The organism is Rhodococcus sp. JVH1 (assembly GCF_000280725.2).
Classification (GTDB): Bacteria; Actinomycetota; Actinomycetes; order Mycobacteriales; family Mycobacteriaceae; genus Rhodococcus_F; species Rhodococcus_F jostii_A.
On the sequence record NZ_CP166289.1, the window covers coordinates 295271 to 315151 of the forward strand.

The following is a 19881-nucleotide window of genomic DNA, read 5'->3' on the forward strand; positions in this document are numbered from 1 at the left end:
TGGCTAATGGGAGTCGATCAGCGAGACTTCGTCATTTAGTTGCGACGCGCTCGCCGTACTCGGTGACCAGATGGGTGGCCAGATGACAGATCGCGGACTCGTGGTGCCGGTCGCCGACGATCAACCGCTGGTACTTCGCCGCGAACTGGGTATCGACCCTGCGGGCCTGGTCGGCAGCGGTGCACAGCATCTCACGCAACAGCGGAACCCCGGCCTTGGTGATCGAGGACTCGACCTTGCTCACCCCGGACTGGCTGACCTTGGGAACCAGACCGGTGTACGCCCGGATCGCGGCCAGGGAGGTGAACCGGTGCGGGTCGCCGATCCGTCCAGCGATGACCGCGCTGATCACCGCCCCCACTCCGGGAGCAGAGACAACGATGCCGGCCGGGTCGGCGTCGGCGTAGAGGTTCGCGACTCGCCGTCGATCTGCTTGATCTGACGGGTCAGGAACAGTGCCTGTTCGGCTTCGTGGGCGATGTCCTCAGCGAGCTCGGCGAAGTCCATCCCGTCAGACCCGTCGCTGGTGCCCCACAGGGCGAGGGTCTCTCGGGCCGCGGTGATTAGCCCGGCGGCGTGATCGTCGCGCCACGCACCGCGGGACCGGGCGATCAGGAACCTGGTCAGCCGCGCTTGGCCTAACCGGATCACGGCATGCGGATCGGCATAGTGGGCCAGGAACTCGAGCGCCGCGATGCGTAGTTGGACCCGAGTCCGCGTACCAGCCCGGCCCGAGCAACTCGACCAACGCATCGAACCGGGCATAGACCGCGACCCGGCGCTTGACCATCGTGGAGCGCTGCTTGACCAGTCGTCGCAGCGAGTCGGCGGGCCCCTGCCCGGAGTACTCCCGCAGGCCTTCGGGGTGCAGCAAGGGCAGCCGGGCGAGCAATTCGGAGTCGATCCGGTCGTTCTTGGAGTAGTACTTTCGCAGGTCGGCCGACTGGGTGGTCGGGACCATCACCACGCGTGCACCGTGGCGACGGAACCACTCCGCCAACACGATACACGCGTTCCGGGTCGGCTCGACCACCACGGTCAGCTCTGCCGGATCGGGCAGGTCCAAGTCTGTCGTCTGCCATGAGCATGGAACCGGTCTGACCTGATTTCTGCCACCCTCATGGGACCACTCGGATTGCCAGTCATGGGACCACCCGGCGCGTCGCGCCGAAGTCCCGTCGGATGACTCGTTTGATCGTCGTGTCGGTATCCCCGGTCACGAAGGCGGACGGGCATGGCGTTTCGGGAGGTCAATGTGAACGAAGTCAAGGAAGTGCTCCGGGTCTGGCTCGGGGTGCCCGGGTCCCGGCCGCCGGGGTTACGCACGATTGCGGCGCACTGCGGGGTGGACCGCAAAACGGCGCGGCGGTACATCGAGGCCGCGCAGGCCGCGGGGCTGCAGCGCACCGCCGGTGTCGAGGCCCTCGACGACGGGCTGATCGGGACGGTGATCGAGGTGGTGCGCCCGGCCCGCCCGAGCGGACACGGGCCCGCCTGGGACCGGCTGTTGGGGTTCGAGGACCAGATCACCGCGTGGGTGGCCGGCGACGGGAACCATCCGCCGCTGACGATCACCAAGATCGAAACGCTGCTGGCCCGTCAGGGATGTGTGGTGCCGTATCGGACGTTGCACCGATTCGCCACCGAGCGGTGCGGTTTCGGCGGCAGGGACACCACCGTCCGGGTCGTCGACGGCGATCCGGGCAGCGAATGCCAGATCGACTTCGGCTACCTGGGATATCTGACCGACCCGGAGACCGGTCGGCGCCGCAAGGTGCACGCACTGATCTTCACCGCCGTGTACTCGCGACACATGTTCGTGTGGCTGACGTACTCGCAGACCCTGGCGGCGGTGATCGCCGGCTGCGAAGCGGCGTGGACCTTCTTCGGAGGTGTCTTCAAGGTCCTGATCCCCGACAACCTGAGACCGGTGGTGACCGAGGCGGACGCGGTCAATCCGCGGCTGTCGCAGGGCTGGCTGGACTACGCCCAGCACACCGGGTTCGTCACGGACCCGGCGCGGATCCGGTCCCCGAAGGACAAACCTAGGGTCGAAAGAGCCGTTCAATATGTGCGCGGGAACTGCTGGGCTGGTGAGGACTTCACGGATCTAGCCGAGGCGCAACGGCGGGCCGAAGCGTGGTGCCGTGACACCGCCGGGATGAGGAAGCACGGCACCACCGCCGCCCGCCCACTCGAGGTGTTCGACGAGGACGAGGCACCGATACTGCTGGCCGTTCCCCAGGTTTACGACGTGCCGATCTTCAAACAGGTCAAGGTGCACCGCGACTTCCATGCCGAGGTGGCCAAGGCGTTGTATTCGATACCGGGACAGTGGATCGGCTCGATCCTCGAGGTGCGGGCGGACAGTGCGCTGGTGAAGTTCTATCTGCGCGGAACCCTGGTGAAGGTGCATCCCCGCCAGCCCGCCGGTGGGCGCAGCACCGACCCGGAGGATCTGCCCACCGAGAAGGTCGGATACGCGATGCGGGACCTGGACCGGCTGATCACGACCTGCGCCGGGCACGGCCGCGCCGTCGGGATCTACGCCGAAAGACTGCTCGACGATCCGCTGCCCTGGATCTTCGATGCGGGCGGTCTACCGGCTGCTCGGGCTGGTCCGCCGCTACGGGCCCGGCCCAGTCGAAGCTGCGTGCAGCACAGCGCTGGAGCTGGACGTGGTGTCGGTGAGCAAGATCGCCTCGATGCTCGAACGCGCCACCGAGACCACCACGCCGCTGCTGCCAGCCGCCGGATCGGCGGCCCCGTCCCGATTCACCCGCGACCCCGCCGAGTTCGCCACCGACAGGACCACACCGGCCACCACCGGGACCACCGTCGCCACCACCGGGACCAGCGTCGCCACCACCGGGACCAGCGTCGCCACCACCGGGACCAGCGTCGCCACCACCGGGACCGGTGTTGCCACCGAAAGGACCACCGTCGCCACTGCCGGGACCGGCGTCGCCACCGAGAGGACCGGGCATCTGACGGTGATCGTCGGCGGCAACACCGACACGAAGGAGACACGATGACCACCCCACCCGCACCCGCGGGGCCGGTCGATCCGATCGGCGCCGACCTGATCGCCCTCCTCAAACACTCAAACTCGGCGCCCTCAAGGACACCCTGCCCGAGCGACTCGCCCTGGCCCGCCAGCACCAACTCAGCCACGTCGCGTTCCTGGAACTGCTCCTCGCCGACGAGGTATCCCGGCGGGAATCACGCTCGGCCACTTTACGGTCGGCGAAGGCCGGTCTGGATCAGTCGATGCGAATCGACACCTGGAACGCCCTCGACGACCTCCGCTACGACCGATCCCTGCTCTCGGATCTGGTGTCGCTGCGGTTCGCCGAGGCCGGCCACTCGGTCCTGGTTCTGGGACCGGTCGGGGTGGGCAAGACGCACCTGGCGACCGCCCTCGGGCACGTCGCGATCCGGCGCCGGATGACGGTGCTCTGCGCCCGCGCCGACAAGCTGTTCGCCCGTCTGCGCGCCGCACGGCTCGACAACTCGGTCGAGGCGGAGATGCGGCACATCGCCACCGTCGATCTCCTGGTCCTCGACGATTTTGCGCTTCGGCCCCTGGACGCCACCGAGACCAACGACTTCTACGAGTTGGTCGTGGAGCGCCACCGCCGCAAGCCGACGATCGTCTCTTCGAATAGGTCCCCTGATGAGTGGTTGTCGATGACCACCGATGCCCTGCTCGCGCAGTCGGCGATCGACCGGCTCACCTCCGCGGCACACACCCTCGTCATCGAGGGACCGTCCTACCGGCAACGCACCCGCCCCGGGCGTGGTGCCATTGACAGTTCAGAAGGCGAGGTCGATGCTCGATGAACATCTCCGGGTGGTCCCATGCTCGTGGCAACGAGGTGGTCCCATCACCCTGGCAAGCGACACAAGTCCGCCCACAACCGTTCCAGATCGGCCGGCCGTGGCCAGAACTTCCGGCCACGCCATACCGTGGCACCATCACGGGCCAGCGTTGTCTGACGCTCGGCCCGGACAGCCACGTCGATCCCCAACGTCAATGCCATCGTCATTGCTCCTGTCGGTCCACATCCCTGTTCACCAGGTGACTCACCATCGCGGCCACGGCCCAGACATTCTCTAAGCAGGAGTCCACGCCTACCGGCCGGCTCCCAGTTCCCGAACAAGGACACCGCTCGACCAGACACCGAGCCCGCAGACGACCACTCAAAAAGCCAGGGATCACCAGGTGTCCCGGTCGGACGTTCGGCCCGCCTGCGGACTCCCCCCGAGGCTAAATGTCGGAGGTCGGCGTTACTGTCGAGGTCGTACGCACCCGGTTGCCACATGTACTGGCGGGAGGGTTGATGGATGACGTAACGGCGGTGCCGGCATCGTTGTCCGGCGTGGTTTCTGGGCGCTCTGGTCGCCACAGTATCGACGACGGGGTCTCCACGACGCCGCGGCAGTTCTCGTTCACCACCCGCGCCCACGTGGCGGTCGACGACGCGACCGGTGAGCGGATCGGCCTCGATGACGTCGACACCCGGGTGGGGTGGCTGCTCGATCTGATTGCAGGTGCTGGCGCCGAGTTGGTGTCGCGGCTGTGGCGGCCGGCGACGTTCGACGTGCTCGCCGCCGGCCGTGACCGCCAGGACCGCAGGCTGCCCACACAGGGTCATGTCGCCGCGGCGCGGCTCGGCTGGGATCCGTTCTATCCGGACGGGGTCTATGTGCCGTCGCGGGTGAGCCGGGTGGTGACCGCGCAGGTGCTGGCGACCCTGCGGACCCTGGCCTACCGGGACACCGCGATCGCGGCACTGTCGACCCGATTCGACCCGGCCACCGGTCGTCTGACCGCACCCACCGAGCCGGGCGACTCTGTGCCCTCGGGTTTCGCTCGGGGTGTGCGGCGCCAGCTCGCCGCACGCGCCCGCTCCAGTGGCGGGGCACCGGCCGGCCGGTTGCGGATCACCGACCTGCAGGGACCACCGCAGATCGCGTCGATGGCCCGACTGTCGGCCGCCGATCGGCAGCTCGCGCAGCTTGCCGTCACCGTCGCAGAGCATGAGCTGGTGTTGACGGTGAAGCTGCCGACCTGTCCCGCGCCGGTGGGGCGGGCGCAGTGGCGGCGGGTGCGGCTGACCGCGGCCATCCCCGCGCACCTGTGCGGCCGGCCTGTCATCGATTGGCATCTGCCGACCCTGGTCCTCGACCACCGGGGTCTGTTGTGGCGGTGCGCCGCGACCGAACTCGTCCCGGCAGATGACCTGGACTCGGCCGCGGTCGCGGTGGGCGTGGATTGGTCCCCGTCCACGCTCGGTGCCGCCGCCCTCACCACCGACAGCCCGGAGGGGCTGGTGTCGGATTACCGGGGCTTCACCTACGACGACCGCGGCCTCGGAATCAAACTGGCGCGCCTGCAGGCCGAGGGGCAGCTGCTGCACGCCAAGGCCGCCCGGCTGACCCGGCTGGCCGCCACCGCCCCACCGGAGGTCCGCGCCCAGCTGGAGGCGAAGATCGCCGTCCTCGACGAACACCGCACCGCGGTGGGTGCCAAGCGGGGGAAGATCAACCGGGAACTCGCGTTCCACTTCGCCCGCCAGGTCACCGACTACGCCACCACCGCCGGAGCGCAGGTGATCGCGGTGGAAGATCTCACCACCCTCGAGACCCGCGGACACGGCCGGGTCAACAACAACCGGGCCGCGCAGTCCGCCCGCCGCCAAGCGGTCGCCGCCCTCGCGCACACCGCCACCGGTGCCGGCATCACGGTGGTCTCGGTGCCCGCCCGAGGATCGTCCGCATGGTGTCCGGGCTGCGACGAACCACTTGCCCGTCCCGGCGGGTACCACACCGCGTGGTGCCCGGGCTGCCGGGTCGGCGGCAACCGCGACCACCTCGCGGGGGTGAACCTGGCCAAACGCGCACTGCTCGGCAAAGGCAAGGTCACCCGTCGACGTGGGCAGCTGCCCGCGGTCCGGGTCGCCGAGCACGCGCCGATACGCAGGTGCCGCGACAAAACCGGTCCCACCCCGAGCAGGCCCCGGCATCGCCGGGTCCGCCGCAGCCTGCCCACCGCACCACGGCGGTTGGGGGTGAATCCGAAACAGCATGTTCCTGCACCACAAGCGTCGGTGTGGGACACGGTCCAACCCACACCACCGCACGGTGACGCGGGTAGCCGTGACACACGTCCATCTCAGGCGCCCGCCACACCAGTGGCAGACAGTCCGAGATCTACGTAGACGCTCAGTCGAGCGGCACGGAACGAGCGAACGCGGCACCGGAGATCTCGAGCACCCAGACGTCCGCCGCGTCCACGCCGCGGGGCAACGCGAACCTCATGACTACCTCGGAGTCGTTCGCAGCTACTGCGTTACCGCCGCGCCGATTGTGATGACTCCACCCGGGCAGGCAATGCTGCTCGCGTCCGCGGCCAAGCACCTCAAGGCGGCCATCGGTATCGTGACGCAGACGCGCACCGAACTGAACGAACAGACCCTCACGATGAACGGACTGGCTGCGCCCGGTCCGGTACCGCCGCCCCTTTGCCCGGAGCCGCACCGACGTCACCGTTCGCCATCGCGTCCAGCGTGATCGAGGGTGTGGGCAACGATGATCTCCACCTTCACCGACAGCCTCGGCGACGTGGTGTCGGCGAGCACCCAGGCGGCGAGTGTCTCCTCGTCCGACCTGCCTGCCGACGCCCCGTCGGCGAAATCCGCCGTCGTTCCCGCACATGGGGCAGCGGGCGCAGTTCCGGGTGCGGTGGGCATCGCCGGCGGCGCGGGCATCGGCGTGTACGGTGGCGGCGTGGGCGGAAGCGTCTCCGCGGGTGGCGGTTCCGTACCTCGCGGAACGGTCACCGTGCCGGTTGTGCCCCGGTGATACCGGGACCACTCCGAAACAGTGCGCCGCTCCGGCCGCCACCTCGTCACCTGGCGGGCCCATGGGCGGCGCCGGGATGGCCGGCGCCGGGCGTGGGGGCGACGACCAGCTGAGCGGCCGGTCCACACCCAGCTACCTCGTCAACGCCGGCGAGAACAACGCGTGCGTCGGCGACCTCCCGATGGTCGTGCCCGCCGTAATCGGCGGCGAGGATCTCGACGACACTCCGTTCGGCGACCGGAGCTGATCACTCAGTCGAGGAGCGCTGCCACCTCGTGATCGGTGAGCGTGGTGGTGGGCACGCGGCCTTCCGAACGCACCAGTTCCACGGCCCGGAACAGGGGGCGTTCGGGAAGGGCCGCGCCGCGCGCTTCCGCGCGTAGCTGCTCGATGAGCACCGACGCGATCGCGGCTGCCGGCACCAGTTCGCTCGTCGTCAGGGCGTCGGCCAGCCTGCGGAGCCCGAGGATCTCGAGTTCACGGCCGCCGTCGGTCGTGTAGAGGGCGAGCGGTATCGCGAGGCTCCCGTCGGGGTCCGTGATCCGGACGCTCACCTCGCTGACGCGAGCCGAACGGACCACCAGTTCCGCCGCGACCGCCCTCGTGACGTCGACGTGCCTGCTGCGCAGCCCACCCGTGGACCGGATTCGCCCGGTCTGCAGTGTGATGCGTCGCCGCAACGTGAGGAGAGCGGACGCGGCGGTCGGGACCGCGATCACGGCCCCGACCGTCACACCGACCCACACGGGCCCGAAGAACCCGACGAGGACGCCGACCACCACACCGATCAGCATGGCGATCGCCGCGACCCGTTTGAGCCGTGGTGCGATCAACTCGATCGGAACGAGGTCGAGTGACACCGGCGCGGTGTCGTCACGCGCCAAGGATGGCTCCGACGCGTGCGACGACATCCGCCGAGGAGACCGACTCCTGATCGCCGGTGGCGAGATTCTTGATTCCCACCGTCCCGTCGGCGATGTCGCGGTCGCCGAGCACGAGTGCCAGCGCGGCGCCGGATCTGTCGGCGGCCTTCATCGCGCCCTTCACCCCGCGGTTGCCGTACGCGAGGTCGACTCGAATCCCCTGGGCGCGCAACTGCTGAGCGATCACCACCAGCTTCGCCTTCGCCTCCTCGCCCAGGGGTACGCCGAAGACCTCACAGCGGGCGGTCGAGCCTGCGGTCTTGCCCTCGGCAGCGAGCGCGAGGACGGTCCGGTCGACGCCGAGCCCGAAACCGATGCCGGACAACGGCTGACCGCCGAGCTGCGCCATCAGGCCGTCGTACCGTCCGCCGCCGCCGATACCCGACTGCGCGCCGAGACCGTCGTGGACGAATTCGAACGTCGTCTTCGTGTAGTAGTCGAGGCCGCGGACCATTCGCGGGTTCACCACGTACGGCACACCCAGCGCGTCGAGGTGTGCGAGGACCTCGTCGAAGTGCGCCTTCGCCGTGTCCGAGAGGTGGTCGAGCATGAGCGGTGCATCCGCCGTCATCTCGCGCACCTCCTTGCGCTTGTCGTCGAGAACCCGCAGCGGGTTGATCTCCGCCCGCCGACGCGTCTCCTCGTCGAGTGGAAGGGCGAACAGGAACTCCTGCAACCGTTCCCGGTACTGCGGCCGGCACGTGTCGTCACCGAGGGACGTGATCTCCAACCGGAACCCGTCGAGGCCGAGGCCGCGGAAACCCGCGTCGGCGATGGCGATGACCTCGGCGTCGAGGGCGGGGTCATCGACGCCGATGGCCTCCACCCCGACCTGCTGCAGCTGGCGGTAACGACCGGCCTGCGGTCGCTCGTAGCGGAAGAACGGTCCGGCGTAGCTCAGCTTCACCGGCAACTGGCCGCGGTCCAGGCCGTGTTCGATCACGGCCCGCATGACGCCCGCCGTGCCCTCGGGCCGCAGGGTCACCGAACGATCACCGCGGTCGGCGAACGTGTACATCTCCTTGCTGACGACGTCGGTGGACTCGCCGACACCGCGGGCGAACAGCCCGGTGTCCTCGAAGATGGGAAGTTCGATGTGCCCGTATCCGGCCAGTCGCGCAGCGCGCGTGAGTCCGTCACGGACCGCGACGAACTCGGACGACTGCGGCGGGACGTAATCGGGGACGCCCTTGGGGGCGGAGAAGGTGCTGGCTTTGCTCACTGTCGTTACTTTTCCTTATTTCGATCCCGAGAGTCCAACGAGGAACGGGTTCGACCCACGTTCGGCGCCGACGGTGCTCGACCCGCCGTGCCCGGGGAGAACCGCCGTGTCGTCGGCGAGGATCAGAAGCTTGTCGGCGATGGACTGCAGCAACTGTTCGTGGTTGCCGCCGGGCAGGTCGCTGCGACCGATCGACCCCTGGAACAGGGTGTCACCGGTGAGGGCGATCTCGACTGGACCGTTCTCGGTGGCGACCCGGGTCCGGAAGACCACGGACCCCTGTGTGTGCCCCGGGGTGTGGTCGATAGCGAACGACATCCCGGCCTGCTCGATCACGTCGCCGTCGGCGAGCGCGATCACCTCGCCGGGCTCGACGAACGTCATGCCCTCGATGAACGGCTTCATCGTCGGGCCGATGCCGCGGCCGGGATCCGACAGCATGTACCGGTCCTCGGGATGGATGTACGCGGGGATCCCGAACTTCTCGCAGACGTCGTAGGCGTTCCAGACGTGGTCGAGGTGACCGTGGGTCAGGAGCACCGCGGTCGGCGTGAGATTCGACTGGTCCAGGAACTCGAACAGCGGTTCGGCGGCGTCCTGTCCTGGGTCGACGACGACGCATTCCTGGGCAACGTCCTGCGCGAGGATGTAGCAGTTGGTCTGAAACATCCCGGCCGGGAATCCTGTGACGAGCACCTGTGAGGCTCCTGTTCGAGTGGACATTGCAGTCGCTACAGCCTAAGCCGCCGCCCCGCCAGGATGTTCTCAGGTTCGGATGGCAGACTCTGGAGGTCGTGTGCCGGGGGTAGTTCGCACCGACCAACTGCTATATCGACCGACTGCCAGACAGACCGATACGGGAGGACCACCGCAGTGCCGAGCAACGAGCAGCGCCGGGAAGCAGCCAAACGAAAGCTCGAGCGTCAGCTCGAACGCCGCGCCGACAGAGCACGCAAGCGTAAGCAGCTGACGATCGCCGGTTCGGTGCTCGGTGTCGTGCTCGTCGTGGCGGCGGGCGCCGTCGTCTTCGCCCTCACCAGCGGCGACGACGACGCGACGGAAGCGTCGGCGGCCGAGTCGGTGTCGGCGTCGCCGCAGTCGCCCGGTGTGATGCCGGCGGGCCGGTCCGAACCGCTGCCTGAGAAGGTGTCCTGCACGTACACCCCCAGCACTCAGCCGCCGGCGAAGCAGGTGAACCCGCCGCGCACCGACGACATCGACACCACGCTCCAGGAAGTCAGCGTCAGCATGCAGACGACGCAGGGAAACATCGGCCTGATCCTGGACAACGCCGACTCCCCGTGCACCGTCAACAACTTCCTGAGCCTGGCGAGCCAGAACTACTTTGACAACACCCCGTGCCACCGGCTCGTCACGTCCGAGGGGTTGAAGGTCCTGCAGTGCGGTGATCCCACGGGCGCAGGCACCGGCGGCCCCGGTTACGGCTTCGCGAACGAATTCCCCACCGACCAATACGAGGCGTCGGATCCGTCGCTACAGGTGCCGGTGACGTACCCGCGCGGCACCATCGCAATGGCCAACAGCGGCCAGCCCGACAGCAACGGCAGCCAGTTCTTCCTCGTCTACGCCGATTCGCTGCTGCCCCCGCAGTACACCGCGTTCGGGAAGGTCGACGAGACGGGCCTGGCGACCATCGAGAAGGTGGCGGCGGCCGGTGACGACGGATCGATGCAGGCGGGCGGCGGCAAGCCCAACCTGCCCATCGACATCACGTCCGTCCGGATGGACTGAGGTCTCGTGTGAGGATGGACCGATGAAACGCACCTCGATCCTCGTCGCAGGCGTGAGCCTCGCGGTCCTCCTCGCCGGCTGTTCGGATTCGTCCGACTCCGGCGGCTCGTCGACCGGCACCTCATCGAAGGCGGCCCCCACGAGCGCGGCGGAACAGTCGCTCGATCTGTCCAGGTTCGGCACGCTGCCGCCGGTCCCGGCACCGGCCGCGGCCACCGTGGACTGCGCCTATCCGGCAGGGCAGCCCGCTGCCAAGGACGTCACGCCGCCGCCCACGTCCGGGGTCTCCACCGAGGGCACCGTCCCGGTCGACCTCCAGACGAGCTCCGGACCGATCGGCCTGGTCCTCGACCGTGCCGAGGCCCCGTGCACGGTCAACAGCTTCACGAGCCTCGCCCAGCAGGGCTACTTCGACGACACACCCTGCCACCGGCTGACGACGGAGCTGGGACTGCAGGTCCTGCAGTGCGGTGATCCCAGCGGGAAGGGCACCGGCGGACCGGGCTACGGCTTCACCACCGAGTACCCGGAGACGGCGTTCGCGCCGAACGATCCGGCACTCGCGAATCCGGTGGTCTACCCCCGCGGCACGGTCGCGATGGCGAACAGCGGGACCCCCGGCAGTAACGGCAGCCAGTTCTTCCTCGTCTACGCCGACTCGGTGCTCCCGCCCAACTACACCGTGTTCGGGACGATCTCCGAGGAGGGCCTCGCGACGGTCGAGAAGATCGCGGCGGACGGCGACGACGGATCCATGTCCGCGGGCGGCGGCAAGCCCAACACCCCGGTGCAGATCGAGACCGCGAAGGTCGGCTGACGCCCTCCCCCGGCTACACGAACGGGACGGTCGTTCGAACTGATCGAACGACCGTCCCGTTCGACGTTGCTACGCGGCGGACGTCACCCGGTACACGTCGTACACGCCCTCGACGTTGCGGACCACGTTCAGCACGTGCCCGAGATGCTTCGGGTCGCCCATCTCGAACGTGAACTTGCTGATCGCCACCCGGTCGCCGGACGTCGTCACGGACGCCGACAGGATGTTGACCTTCTCGTCGGCGAGCGCCTTCGTCACGTCCGACAGCAGCCGGTGCCGATCGAGCGCCTCGATCTGGATGGCCACCAGGAACACCGACGACGGCGACGGCGCCCACTTGACCGCGATGATGCGCTCGGACTGCTCCTGCAGGGAGCCCGCGTTGGTGCAGTCGGTGCGGTGCACGCTGACCGCGCCGCCCCGGGTCACGAAGCCCATGATCTCGTCGCCGGGAACGGGTGTGCAGCACTTGGCCAGCTTGGCGACCGTGCCCTCCGCGCCGGGAACCAGCACACCCGCGTCGCCGGTGCTCCGCGGCCGCATCGGCATCGTGGACGGAGTCGACCGCTCGGCCAGCTCCTCCTCGACGTCGCCGACGCCGCCCAGGTGGGCCACCAGACGCTGGACGACGTGCTGCGCCGACACGTGGCTCTCACCGACAGCCGTGTACAGCATCGACACGTCGGTGTAGTGCAGTTCGTGCGCGATGGACGCCATCGATTCGGCGTTCATCAGGCGCTGCAGCGGCAGCCCGACCCGCCGCACCTCCTTCGCGATGGCGTCCTTGCCCGCCTCGAGCGCCTCCTCACGGCGTTCCTTGGCGAACCATTGCCGAATCTTCGTCTTGGCGCGTGGGGAGACGACGAACGTCTGCCAGTCGCGGCTCGGGCCTGCGTTGACGGCCTTGGAGGTGAAGACCTCCACCACCTCGCCGTTCTCGAGCTTGCGTTCGAGCGCCACCAGCCTGCCGTTGACCCGGGCGCCGATACATCGGTGCCCGACCTCCGTGTGCACGGCGTACGCGAAGTCGACGGGTGTCGACCCGGCGGGCAGCGTCACCACGTCGCCCTTGGGTGTGAAGACGAAGATCTCCTTGACCGCGAGGTCGTAGCGGAGCGACTCGAGGAACTCCCCCGGGTCGGCGGCCTCACGCTGCCAGTCGAGGAGCTGACGCATCCACGCCATGTCGTCGACCTCGGCAACGTCACCGGAGTGCCTGCCCTTGGTCTCCTTGTACCGCCAGTGCGCGGCGATACCGAACTCGGCGGTCCGGTGCATGTCGTGGGTACGGATCTGCACCTCGAGCGGTTTGCCCTCGGGTCCGACCACCGTGGTGTGCAGCGACTGGTACACGCCGTAACGCGGCTGTGCGATGTAGTCCTTGAACCGGCCCGCCATCGGCTGCCACAGCGAATGGACGACGCCGACGGCAGCGTAGCAGTCGCGGACCTCGTCGCACAGGATCCGCACACCGACCAGGTCGTGGATGTCGTCGAAGTCGCGGCCCTTGACGATCATCTTCTGGTAGATCGACCAGTAGTGCTTGGGCCTGCCCTCGACGACGGCGTTGATGCGCGACGCCGTCAGGGTCGCGTTGATCTCCGCACGAACCTTCGCGAGGTAGGTGTCGCGGGACGGCGCCCGATCGGCGACGAGCCGCACGATTTCGTCGTACTTCTTGGGATGCAGGATCGCGAAGGACAGGTCCTCGAGTTCCCACTTCACGGTCGCCATGCCCAGCCGGTGGGCCAGAGGTGCGATTACCTCGAGGGTTTCGCGGGCCTTGCGGGCCTGCTTCTCGGGCGGCAGGAACCGCATGGTCCGCATGTTGTGGAGCCGGTCGGCGACCTTGATCACCAGCACACGGGGGTCGCGGGCCATCGCGATGATCATCTTGCGGATGGTCTCGCCCTCGGCGGCGTTGCCGAGCACCACCTTGTCGAGTTTGGTGACGCCGTCGACGAGGTGGGCGACCTCTTCGCCGAACTCGTCGGTCAACTGCTCGAGGGAATACCCGGTGTCTTCGACGGTGTCGTGGAGCAGGGCCGCGACCAGCGTGGTCGTGTCCATTCCCAGTTCCGCGAGGATGCTGGCGACGGCGAGCGGATGCGTGATATACGGGTCGCCCGACTTGCGGCGCTGGCTCGCGTGCCGCTCCTCCGCGACGTCGTAGGCGCGCTGCAGCAGCGCCAGGTCCGCCTTGGGATAGAGCTCACGATGCAGGCTGACGAGAGGTTCGAGAACCGGCCGGATGGTCGTGTTCCGTTGACCCGTGATGCGCCGGGCGAGTCGCGCTCGTACCCGGCGCGATGCGGACGCCGGAACGGCGAATCCCTGTGCTCCACGGTTGTTACCGGAAGCCGGGTTCGCTGCAGGTGACTCGGCATCGGATTGCGCAGACGAGGTTGATCCCGTGTTCTGCGACCGATCAAGATTCGAAGTCATGCCGTCACCTCCTACCACTGAAATGGCTCGGGCCGTGCGGCCCTGGTTGGTCTCGGGCATGCGCCCCGGTGGCCGTGACGACCACCAGGCACAACTTTAGTACTCAGACCGTGACCAGGGACGTGAGCGGGTACTTTCCGAGCCGCTCCCGACCGCCCAGCGCGGCGATCTCCAGGACCACGGCGACACCGATCACCCGGGCACCTGCGGATTCCACCAGTCGCGCCGTGGCGTCGAGGGTTCCACCGGTGGCCAGCACGTCGTCGACGACGAGCACGGAGCGCCCGTCCAGACCGATCGAGCCGGCCGGAATCTCCAGCGTGGCCGTACCGTATTCGAGGGTGTACGACTGCGACAGCACCGGCGGCGGCAGTTTGCCCGACTTCCGCACGGCCACCACACCGGAGCCCAGTTCCCGGGCGACGCCGCCGCCGAGGAGGAACCCTCGGGCGTCGACGGCGGCAATCACATCCGCCTCCGGGGCGCAGGCGGCGAGCGCGTCGACGACGACACGGAAACCGTCCGCGTCGGAAAAGACCGGCGTCAGGTCGGCGAACCGCACCCCGGGTTGCGGAAAGTCGTCGGCCCATCGGGTGAGCCGGGTGACGGCGTCACGGGCCGAAGAATGGTCGATCACCTGCGCAGAACCCACCTGTCCATGTTCCAGCCGGCGCCCGATCGCGTCGGATTGACTGCTCCCGCCTGCAAACCTGTTGCGAACGCGACGGTCCGCGGCTGATCGAACAGCGGCACCGTGGGCACGTCCGACCACAGGATGTTCTCCGCCTCCGTCGACAGCGACAGCTGGGTGGCGGTCGAGCTGTCGACCGAGAGTTGATCGACGATCTGATCGACACGGCCGTTGCTGTAGTCCCCGAAGTTCGATCGGACTCCGCTGCGGAGGGCGTACATCGCGGTGGTGGCCGCTGCCGTGCCCGCGGCGCCGGGAGCGGAGGCCGTGCCCGCGAGGACCACATCCACCTGCCCGTCACGCAGCATGGACGGGGTGAACTCGGGCGACGCGACGTCCTGCACGGTGATACCGGCCGGGGCACACGCCGCCGCCACGGCCGCCACGATCTCGGCGCGGCGCGGGTTCGGACCGAGATATCCCACGCGGACCGTCGCCGACGTGTTGCCGGTGTCGGCCAGAGCGTCCGTCGCCGCTGCCGTGTCCGCCGTCTCGTACCGGCCGCCGACGGCACCGGCCACCGTCTGGTGAACGAGACTGTCGGGGGCGGTGACCCGCGTGTCGACCGGGCCCCCGGACGCTCCACCTGCCTCGTCCGACTCCGCGGCGATCCCGAACTTCGACGCCAGCTCCTCCCGGGGCAGGCACGCCGCGAACGCCCGCCGTCCGGCTGCGTTCTCGAACAGGCCCGAGGTGGACAGGACGAACTGCTCGACGCTGCGCGACGGCACCTCCGTCACGTCGAACCCGCCGAGGTCCAGATCGAGCGCCGATCCCGCGGCGACGTCGACGACCTCGACCGAACCGTCACCGATCCGCGCGCTCACGTCGGAAGACTTGGGCCACACCACGATCCGCGAGGTGGCCGGACGGTTCCCCCACCACCGGTCGTTGGCCACCAGCACGAGGCCCTCGTCCTCGGAGAACGATTCGACCTTGTAGGGGCCGGACGCGGGGAACTTGGCGAGGTCGAGGTCGCCGGGCGCCATCGTCCATCCGTTGTTCCAGAAGTCCGCGACGCGCGTCAACGCTTCCGCGTCCGAATTCTGTACGGCGGCCACGACGTCTGGCACGCCGGCGGCGCTGGCGACCACGTGCGCCGGCATCATCGACGTCGCGCCGAACAACGACTTCCAGTCGGTGAAACTCCGTCCCGCCTTGAACGTGACGACGGCATCCTTCGAGCCGGTCTGGCAGTCGATCCGGTCGATGTCCGAGTAGCCGGCCGTACTCGCCGCATCGAACATCGGGAAACGGCCACTGTTCGCCGCCCACGTCAGCACCAGATCGTCGCAGGACATCGGCACGCCGTCGGAGTAGACGGAGTTGGGATTGAGCTTGTACTGGATCGTCAGGGCATCCCCGGGCATCGCGTTGGCGGTACCGATGTCCGTGTCGGCCACCGGTCCGCCTTCCGGTCCCGTGTAGTTGAACCCGGGCAGCACCCGCGCGAACGCCTGACGCGCCCCCGACACCGCACCCGCGACGCTGTTGCCGTTGTACGTGGTGATCGTGTTGTCGATGGCATACCCGATCGACGGGATCTGCTCGCCCTCCTCGGAACATCCGACGAGCGAGCCGGCGAGGAGCACGGTCGCGAGGAGGCCGGCACCCGACACGGCCGCCGTACGGCCGCGTCGGGTCTGCGCACCGCGCCGGGTGCTGTGCGATGCGGGCATGTCAGTGCCTCTTCTTGTTGCGCTTCCCGGTGGGACGTGAGCCCGGTGTGGGTGCGGTCGCCGCCGACCGGCGGCGCGGGACGGCGGTGTCCGCCGTGGACGCGGCAACCTCGGCGGCCGGGGTGCCGGCCTTCGGCGCACCGCCCTGTGCCAGGGTCGCGCGGCGAGCGAGGACCCTTCGCGTGTGCGCGGCGACCGGACCCCACCGCTCCTTCAACGTGACCAGCAGGGGTGTCGCGAAGAAGATCGACGAGTAGGCGCCGACGATGATGCCCACGAGCTGCACCAGCGCCAGGTCCTTCAGCGTTCCGACACCGAGCATCCAGACCGCGACCACCATCAGCGCGAGCACCGGCAAGACGCTGATCAGGGTGGTGTTGATGGACCGCATCAGCGTCTGGTTGATCGCCAGGTTCGCCTGCTCGGCGTAGGTGCGACGGGTCAGGTGCAGAATCCCTCGTGTGTTCTCCTCGACCTTGTCGAACACCACCACCGAGTCGTAGAGCGAGAAACCGAGAATCGTCAGCAGGCCGATGACGGTCGCCGGGGTCACCTCGAAGCCGACCAGTGAATACACGCCGGCGGTGACGGCGATGTCGAAGAACAGCGCGACGATCGCGGCGATCGCCATGTCCCGCTCGAACCGGACGGCGATGTACACGCTCACGATCACCAGGAACACAAGCAGCGCGATCAGCGCCTTCTGGGTGATCTGTCCGCCCCACGTCTCGCTGACGTCGGCGACGCTGATCACGTTCTTGCTGACGTTGCCGTCGCTGTCCTTCGGCTGGAACTCGTCGTACAACGCGTTTTGTAGCTTCACCACCTGCGCCGCGTCGAGTGCCTCGGAGCGGATCTGCACGGTCGCGCTCGAACCCGAGCCCACCGTCTGCACCGAGACGGGGTCCATGCCGAGCGCCTCGGAGTAGACCTCCTCCACCTGCGCGGTCTCCACCCCGCCGCCGGCGGGGAACTGGATCCGCGAACCACCCTCGAAATCGATACCGAGGGTGAATCCGCGGACGAGGATGCTCAGCAACGAGATCAGCACGATCGTGCCGGTCAGGATGTAGTAGAAGCGGCGACGCCCGACGACCTCGAAGGCGCCGGTTCCGGTGTACAGCCGCGACAGCAGGCTGTGCTGGGGCATCGACGACTGGTTGACGCCCGAATCGGACAGCGAAGACTCGCGGTCTGTCTGCGACGCAGACCGGGACGTGGTCGATTCGCTCATACTCGTGACTCCTTCGCCGACGCTGCGGCAGCCTTGCGTTCCTTGGCGATCTGCTGCACGGCACCCAGTCCGTTGACACCGGGCTTCGACCAGAACGGCGACTTCGAGGCCAGGTGGACCAGCGGCCACGTCACCAGGAACACCACGACGACATCGAGGATGGTGGTCAGGCCGAGGGTGAACGCGAAGCCGCGCACCTGCCCGACCGCGAGGATGTACAGCACCGCGGCGGCGATGAAGCTGACCGCGTTACCGGACAGGATGGTCCGGCGCGCACGAGCCCAGCCGCGCGGTACCGCGGACCGGAAACTGCGTCCCTCCCGCATCTCGTCCTTGATTCTCTCGAAGAACACCACGAACGAGTCGGCGGTCATACCGATACCGATGATCAGACCGGCGATGCCCGCGAGGTCGAGGGTGAAGTTGATGTACCGGCCGAGCAGCACCATGATCGCGTAGACCATCACACCGGACAGCACCAGCGACAACGCGGTGAGCACCCCGAGCATGCGGTAGTAGAGGAGGCAGTAGAGCAGCACCAGGACCAGACCCACCAGTCCGGCGATGAGACCGGCCTCCAGCGAGGCGAGCCCCAGCGTCGCCGACACGGTCTCCGCCTCGGACGCCGCGAACGACAGCGGTAGCGAGCCGTACTTGAGGGTGTTCGCGAGTTCCTTCGCGCTTTCCGCGGAGAACGAGCCGGTGATCGACGTCGAGCTACCTGCGGGTGTCGCGCCCTGGACGACCGGTGCGCTCACCACCTTGGAGTCGAGTGTGAACGCGGCCTGCTTGCCGATGTTCTGCGACGTGAACGTGGCCCAGGTGTTGCTGCCCTCGGACTTGAACGTCAGGCTCACCTCGTGCCGCGACTGCTGGGAGTTGTAGCCGGACGTCGCGTCGGCGATCTCCTGCCCGTCGATGATCGCCGGTTCGAGCAGGTACACGGCCTGGCCGTCGGTGGAGCACGCGACGAGCGGCAGGGCCGGGTCGTCGTTGCCGCGCAGCGGGTCGGGCACGCTGCAGTCGAGCGTCGCCATGGCCTGCTGCTGCACGGCCGGGTCGGTGCTCTGGCGCGTGGCCCGCGCGGCTGCGATCTCGTCGGCCGCCTCGGCAGTCTCGGTGCCGGACGCGTCGGCGGGCGCCGGCTCCGCCGTCGGAGTCGGCTCGGGAGAGGTGGACGGATCCTGAGCCGGGAACGGCCGGTTCTGGGGCGCGGGAGTCTCGGTTCCGGCGGGAGCCTGGGCCGGCGTCCCACCGGCGGCAGGTGCCTGCGTGCCGGCTGGGGCCGCGGCCTGGGACGTCTGGACGGGACGGACGTACAAGCGCGCCGTCTGGCCGAGCGAACGCGCCTGCGCGCTGTCGTCGCCGGGGACGGTGATGACGAGGTTGTCGCCGTCGATGACCACCTCGGAGCCGGACACGCCGAGTCCGTTCACACGGGTCTCGATGATCTCCTGGGCCTGCCGCAGGCTGTCCGGCGTCGGCTTGCTGCCGTCCGGGGTGCGTGCGGTGAGGGTGACTCGGGTCCCACCTTGCAGGTCGATGCCCAGCTTGGGTGTCGCGGACTTGTCGCCGGTGAAGAACACCAGGGCATACAGAACCGCCATGAGCACCGCGAAAACGGTGAGGTAGCGGACGGGATGCACCGATCCTGTGGAAGGTGCCACGATCTCTATGTCTCCTCAGTACGTGCAGTTCGGGTGGGAACGTTCACAGCGCACCGGACCGGCAGACGCAGGGCTGTGCCCCGGTTGCCGCGCCCGGGGCGCCTGCGACGCGACGGCTGCGCGGGTACGCCGCGGAAGCGTCGATCAATCCTTGTTCAGGCGCGGCGGGGTGTCGCCGCCGTTCTCACGATCCTCGCGGACGATGTCGGTGGCGGGGGCCTCGGCGTCGATCGACTCGTGGTCTATGGAACCGCTGCCCTGCAGCGGGGCGTCGACGATCTGCTCGCGGACGACGAGACGCGACCACGTGGTGACCACGCCGGGAGCGATCTCGAGGTCGATCGTCTCGTCGCCGAGTGCGACGACGGTGCCGTGCAGACCGGCAGTCGTGAGGATGCGGTCACCGACCGAGAGCGAGTCCTGCAGAGCGGTCACCTTGGCCGCCTCCTTCTTCTGTCGGCGGATCCCCAGGAACATGGGGACGAGCAGCGCCAGAATCAGGAGCGGGAAGAGAAAATCCATCTGTAAGTCAACCTCGAGGTATGTCGCACGGTCCGAAGCACTGGTCCCGGTTGGACCGATGC

Annotated in this window: 16 protein-coding genes and 3 pseudogenes; 7 read left to right on the forward strand and 12 right to left on the reverse strand. The window is 68.4% G+C overall.

What is annotated here, in order from left to right:
* Positions 1-31: 31 nt before the first annotated feature.
* From JVH1_RS01405 to JVH1_RS01415, 3 genes and pseudogenes are all read right to left on the reverse strand, one after another.
* Positions 32-352, reverse strand: coding sequence for an IS110 family transposase (locus tag JVH1_RS01405; protein WP_009480155.1), 321 nt, complete (start codon positions 350-352; stop codon positions 32-34).
* Positions 349-753, reverse strand: a complete 405-nt coding sequence (locus JVH1_RS01410; protein WP_371113108.1) for a hypothetical protein — start codon at positions 751-753, stop codon at positions 349-351. Before JVH1_RS01410 ends, JVH1_RS01405 begins: the two co-directional genes overlap by 4 nt.
* Positions 754-793: 40 nt before the next feature.
* Positions 794-1036, reverse strand: a pseudogene (locus tag JVH1_RS01415) (IS110 family transposase); the annotation flags it as partial.
* A 198-nt stretch (positions 1037-1234) separates the two neighbouring features.
* Between JVH1_RS01415 and istA the strand changes: the two are divergent.
* From istA to JVH1_RS01440, 5 genes and pseudogenes are all read left to right on the forward strand, one after another.
* Positions 1235-2852, forward strand: a pseudogene (istA, locus tag JVH1_RS01420) (IS21 family transposase); the annotation flags it as partial.
* Between the two features lie 179 nt (positions 2853-3031).
* Positions 3032-3843, forward strand: a pseudogene (locus tag JVH1_RS01425) (ATP-binding protein).
* Between the two features lie 500 nt (positions 3844-4343).
* Entirely contained in the window at positions 4344-6224 is a 1881-nt protein-coding gene (locus JVH1_RS01430) for a zinc ribbon domain-containing protein (RefSeq protein WP_371112930.1), read from the forward strand.
* 370 nt (positions 6225-6594) lie between these two features.
* A complete protein-coding gene (locus JVH1_RS01435) occupies positions 6595-6867 on the forward strand; it encodes a hypothetical protein (RefSeq protein ID WP_009480149.1) in 273 nt (90 codons plus the stop codon).
* 61 nt (positions 6868-6928) lie between these two features.
* Positions 6929-7114, forward strand: coding sequence for a hypothetical protein (locus JVH1_RS01440; protein ID WP_009480148.1), 186 nt, complete (start codon positions 6929-6931; stop codon positions 7112-7114).
* A 4-nt stretch (positions 7115-7118) separates the two neighbouring features.
* On the opposite strand, the gene JVH1_RS01445 is transcribed toward JVH1_RS01440, so the two are convergent.
* From JVH1_RS01445 to JVH1_RS01455, 3 genes are read right to left on the reverse strand one after another with little or no spacing between them, the layout of a single operon-like run.
* A complete protein-coding gene (locus JVH1_RS01445; protein ID WP_051033816.1) occupies positions 7119-7778 on the reverse strand; it encodes a hypothetical protein in 660 nt (219 codons plus the stop codon).
* A complete protein-coding gene (hisS, locus tag JVH1_RS01450; protein ID WP_005260893.1) occupies positions 7741-9012 on the reverse strand; it encodes a histidine--tRNA ligase in 1272 nt (423 codons plus the stop codon). Before hisS ends, JVH1_RS01445 begins: the two co-directional genes overlap by 38 nt.
* A 15-nt stretch (positions 9013-9027) precedes the next feature.
* A complete protein-coding gene (locus tag JVH1_RS01455; protein WP_009480146.1) occupies positions 9028-9708 on the reverse strand; it encodes an MBL fold metallo-hydrolase in 681 nt (226 codons plus the stop codon).
* A 177-nt stretch (positions 9709-9885) separates the two neighbouring features.
* On the opposite strand from JVH1_RS01455, the gene JVH1_RS01460 reads away from it, so the two are divergent.
* Complete coding sequence (locus tag JVH1_RS01460; protein ID WP_009480145.1) at positions 9886-10764, forward strand: peptidylprolyl isomerase; 879 nt, start codon at positions 9886-9888, stop codon at positions 10762-10764.
* Between the two features lie 22 nt (positions 10765-10786).
* Positions 10787-11581, forward strand: a complete 795-nt coding sequence (locus tag JVH1_RS01465) for a peptidylprolyl isomerase (protein ID WP_009480144.1) — start codon at positions 10787-10789, stop codon at positions 11579-11581.
* A 69-nt stretch (positions 11582-11650) separates the two neighbouring features.
* Here JVH1_RS01465 and JVH1_RS01470 read toward each other — a convergent pair whose 3' ends face one another.
* The 6 genes from JVH1_RS01470 to yajC all read right to left on the reverse strand — a co-directional run bounded on the left by JVH1_RS01470 (position 11651) and on the right by yajC (position 19819).
* Positions 11651-14026 carry a bifunctional (p)ppGpp synthetase/guanosine-3',5'-bis(diphosphate) 3'-pyrophosphohydrolase gene (locus JVH1_RS01470; protein ID WP_009480143.1) on the reverse strand — a complete coding sequence of 792 codons (2376 nt, stop codon included), beginning with the start codon at positions 14024-14026 and terminating at the stop codon, positions 11651-11653.
* A gap of 103 nt (positions 14027-14129) precedes the next feature.
* Positions 14130-14663, reverse strand: coding sequence for an adenine phosphoribosyltransferase (locus JVH1_RS01475; protein ID WP_011598641.1), 534 nt, complete (start codon positions 14661-14663; stop codon positions 14130-14132).
* Positions 14660-16396, reverse strand: a complete 1737-nt coding sequence (locus JVH1_RS01480; RefSeq protein WP_043782510.1) for an ABC transporter substrate-binding protein — start codon at positions 16394-16396, stop codon at positions 14660-14662. Before JVH1_RS01480 ends, JVH1_RS01475 begins: the two co-directional genes overlap by 4 nt.
* Position 16397: 1 nt before the next feature.
* Positions 16398-17630: a protein translocase subunit SecF gene (secF, locus tag JVH1_RS01485; protein WP_009480140.1), complete on the reverse strand. Its 1233-nt coding sequence runs from the start codon at positions 17628-17630 to the stop codon at positions 16398-16400.
* A complete protein-coding gene (secD, locus tag JVH1_RS01490; protein ID WP_009480139.1) occupies positions 17627-19297 on the reverse strand; it encodes a protein translocase subunit SecD in 1671 nt (556 codons plus the stop codon). The genes secF and secD overlap by 4 nt, the downstream gene beginning before the upstream one ends.
* A 144-nt stretch (positions 19298-19441) precedes the next feature.
* Entirely contained in the window at positions 19442-19819 is a 378-nt protein-coding gene (yajC, locus tag JVH1_RS01495) for a preprotein translocase subunit YajC (RefSeq protein WP_009480138.1), read from the reverse strand.
* Between the last annotated feature and the right edge of the window lie 62 nt (positions 19820-19881).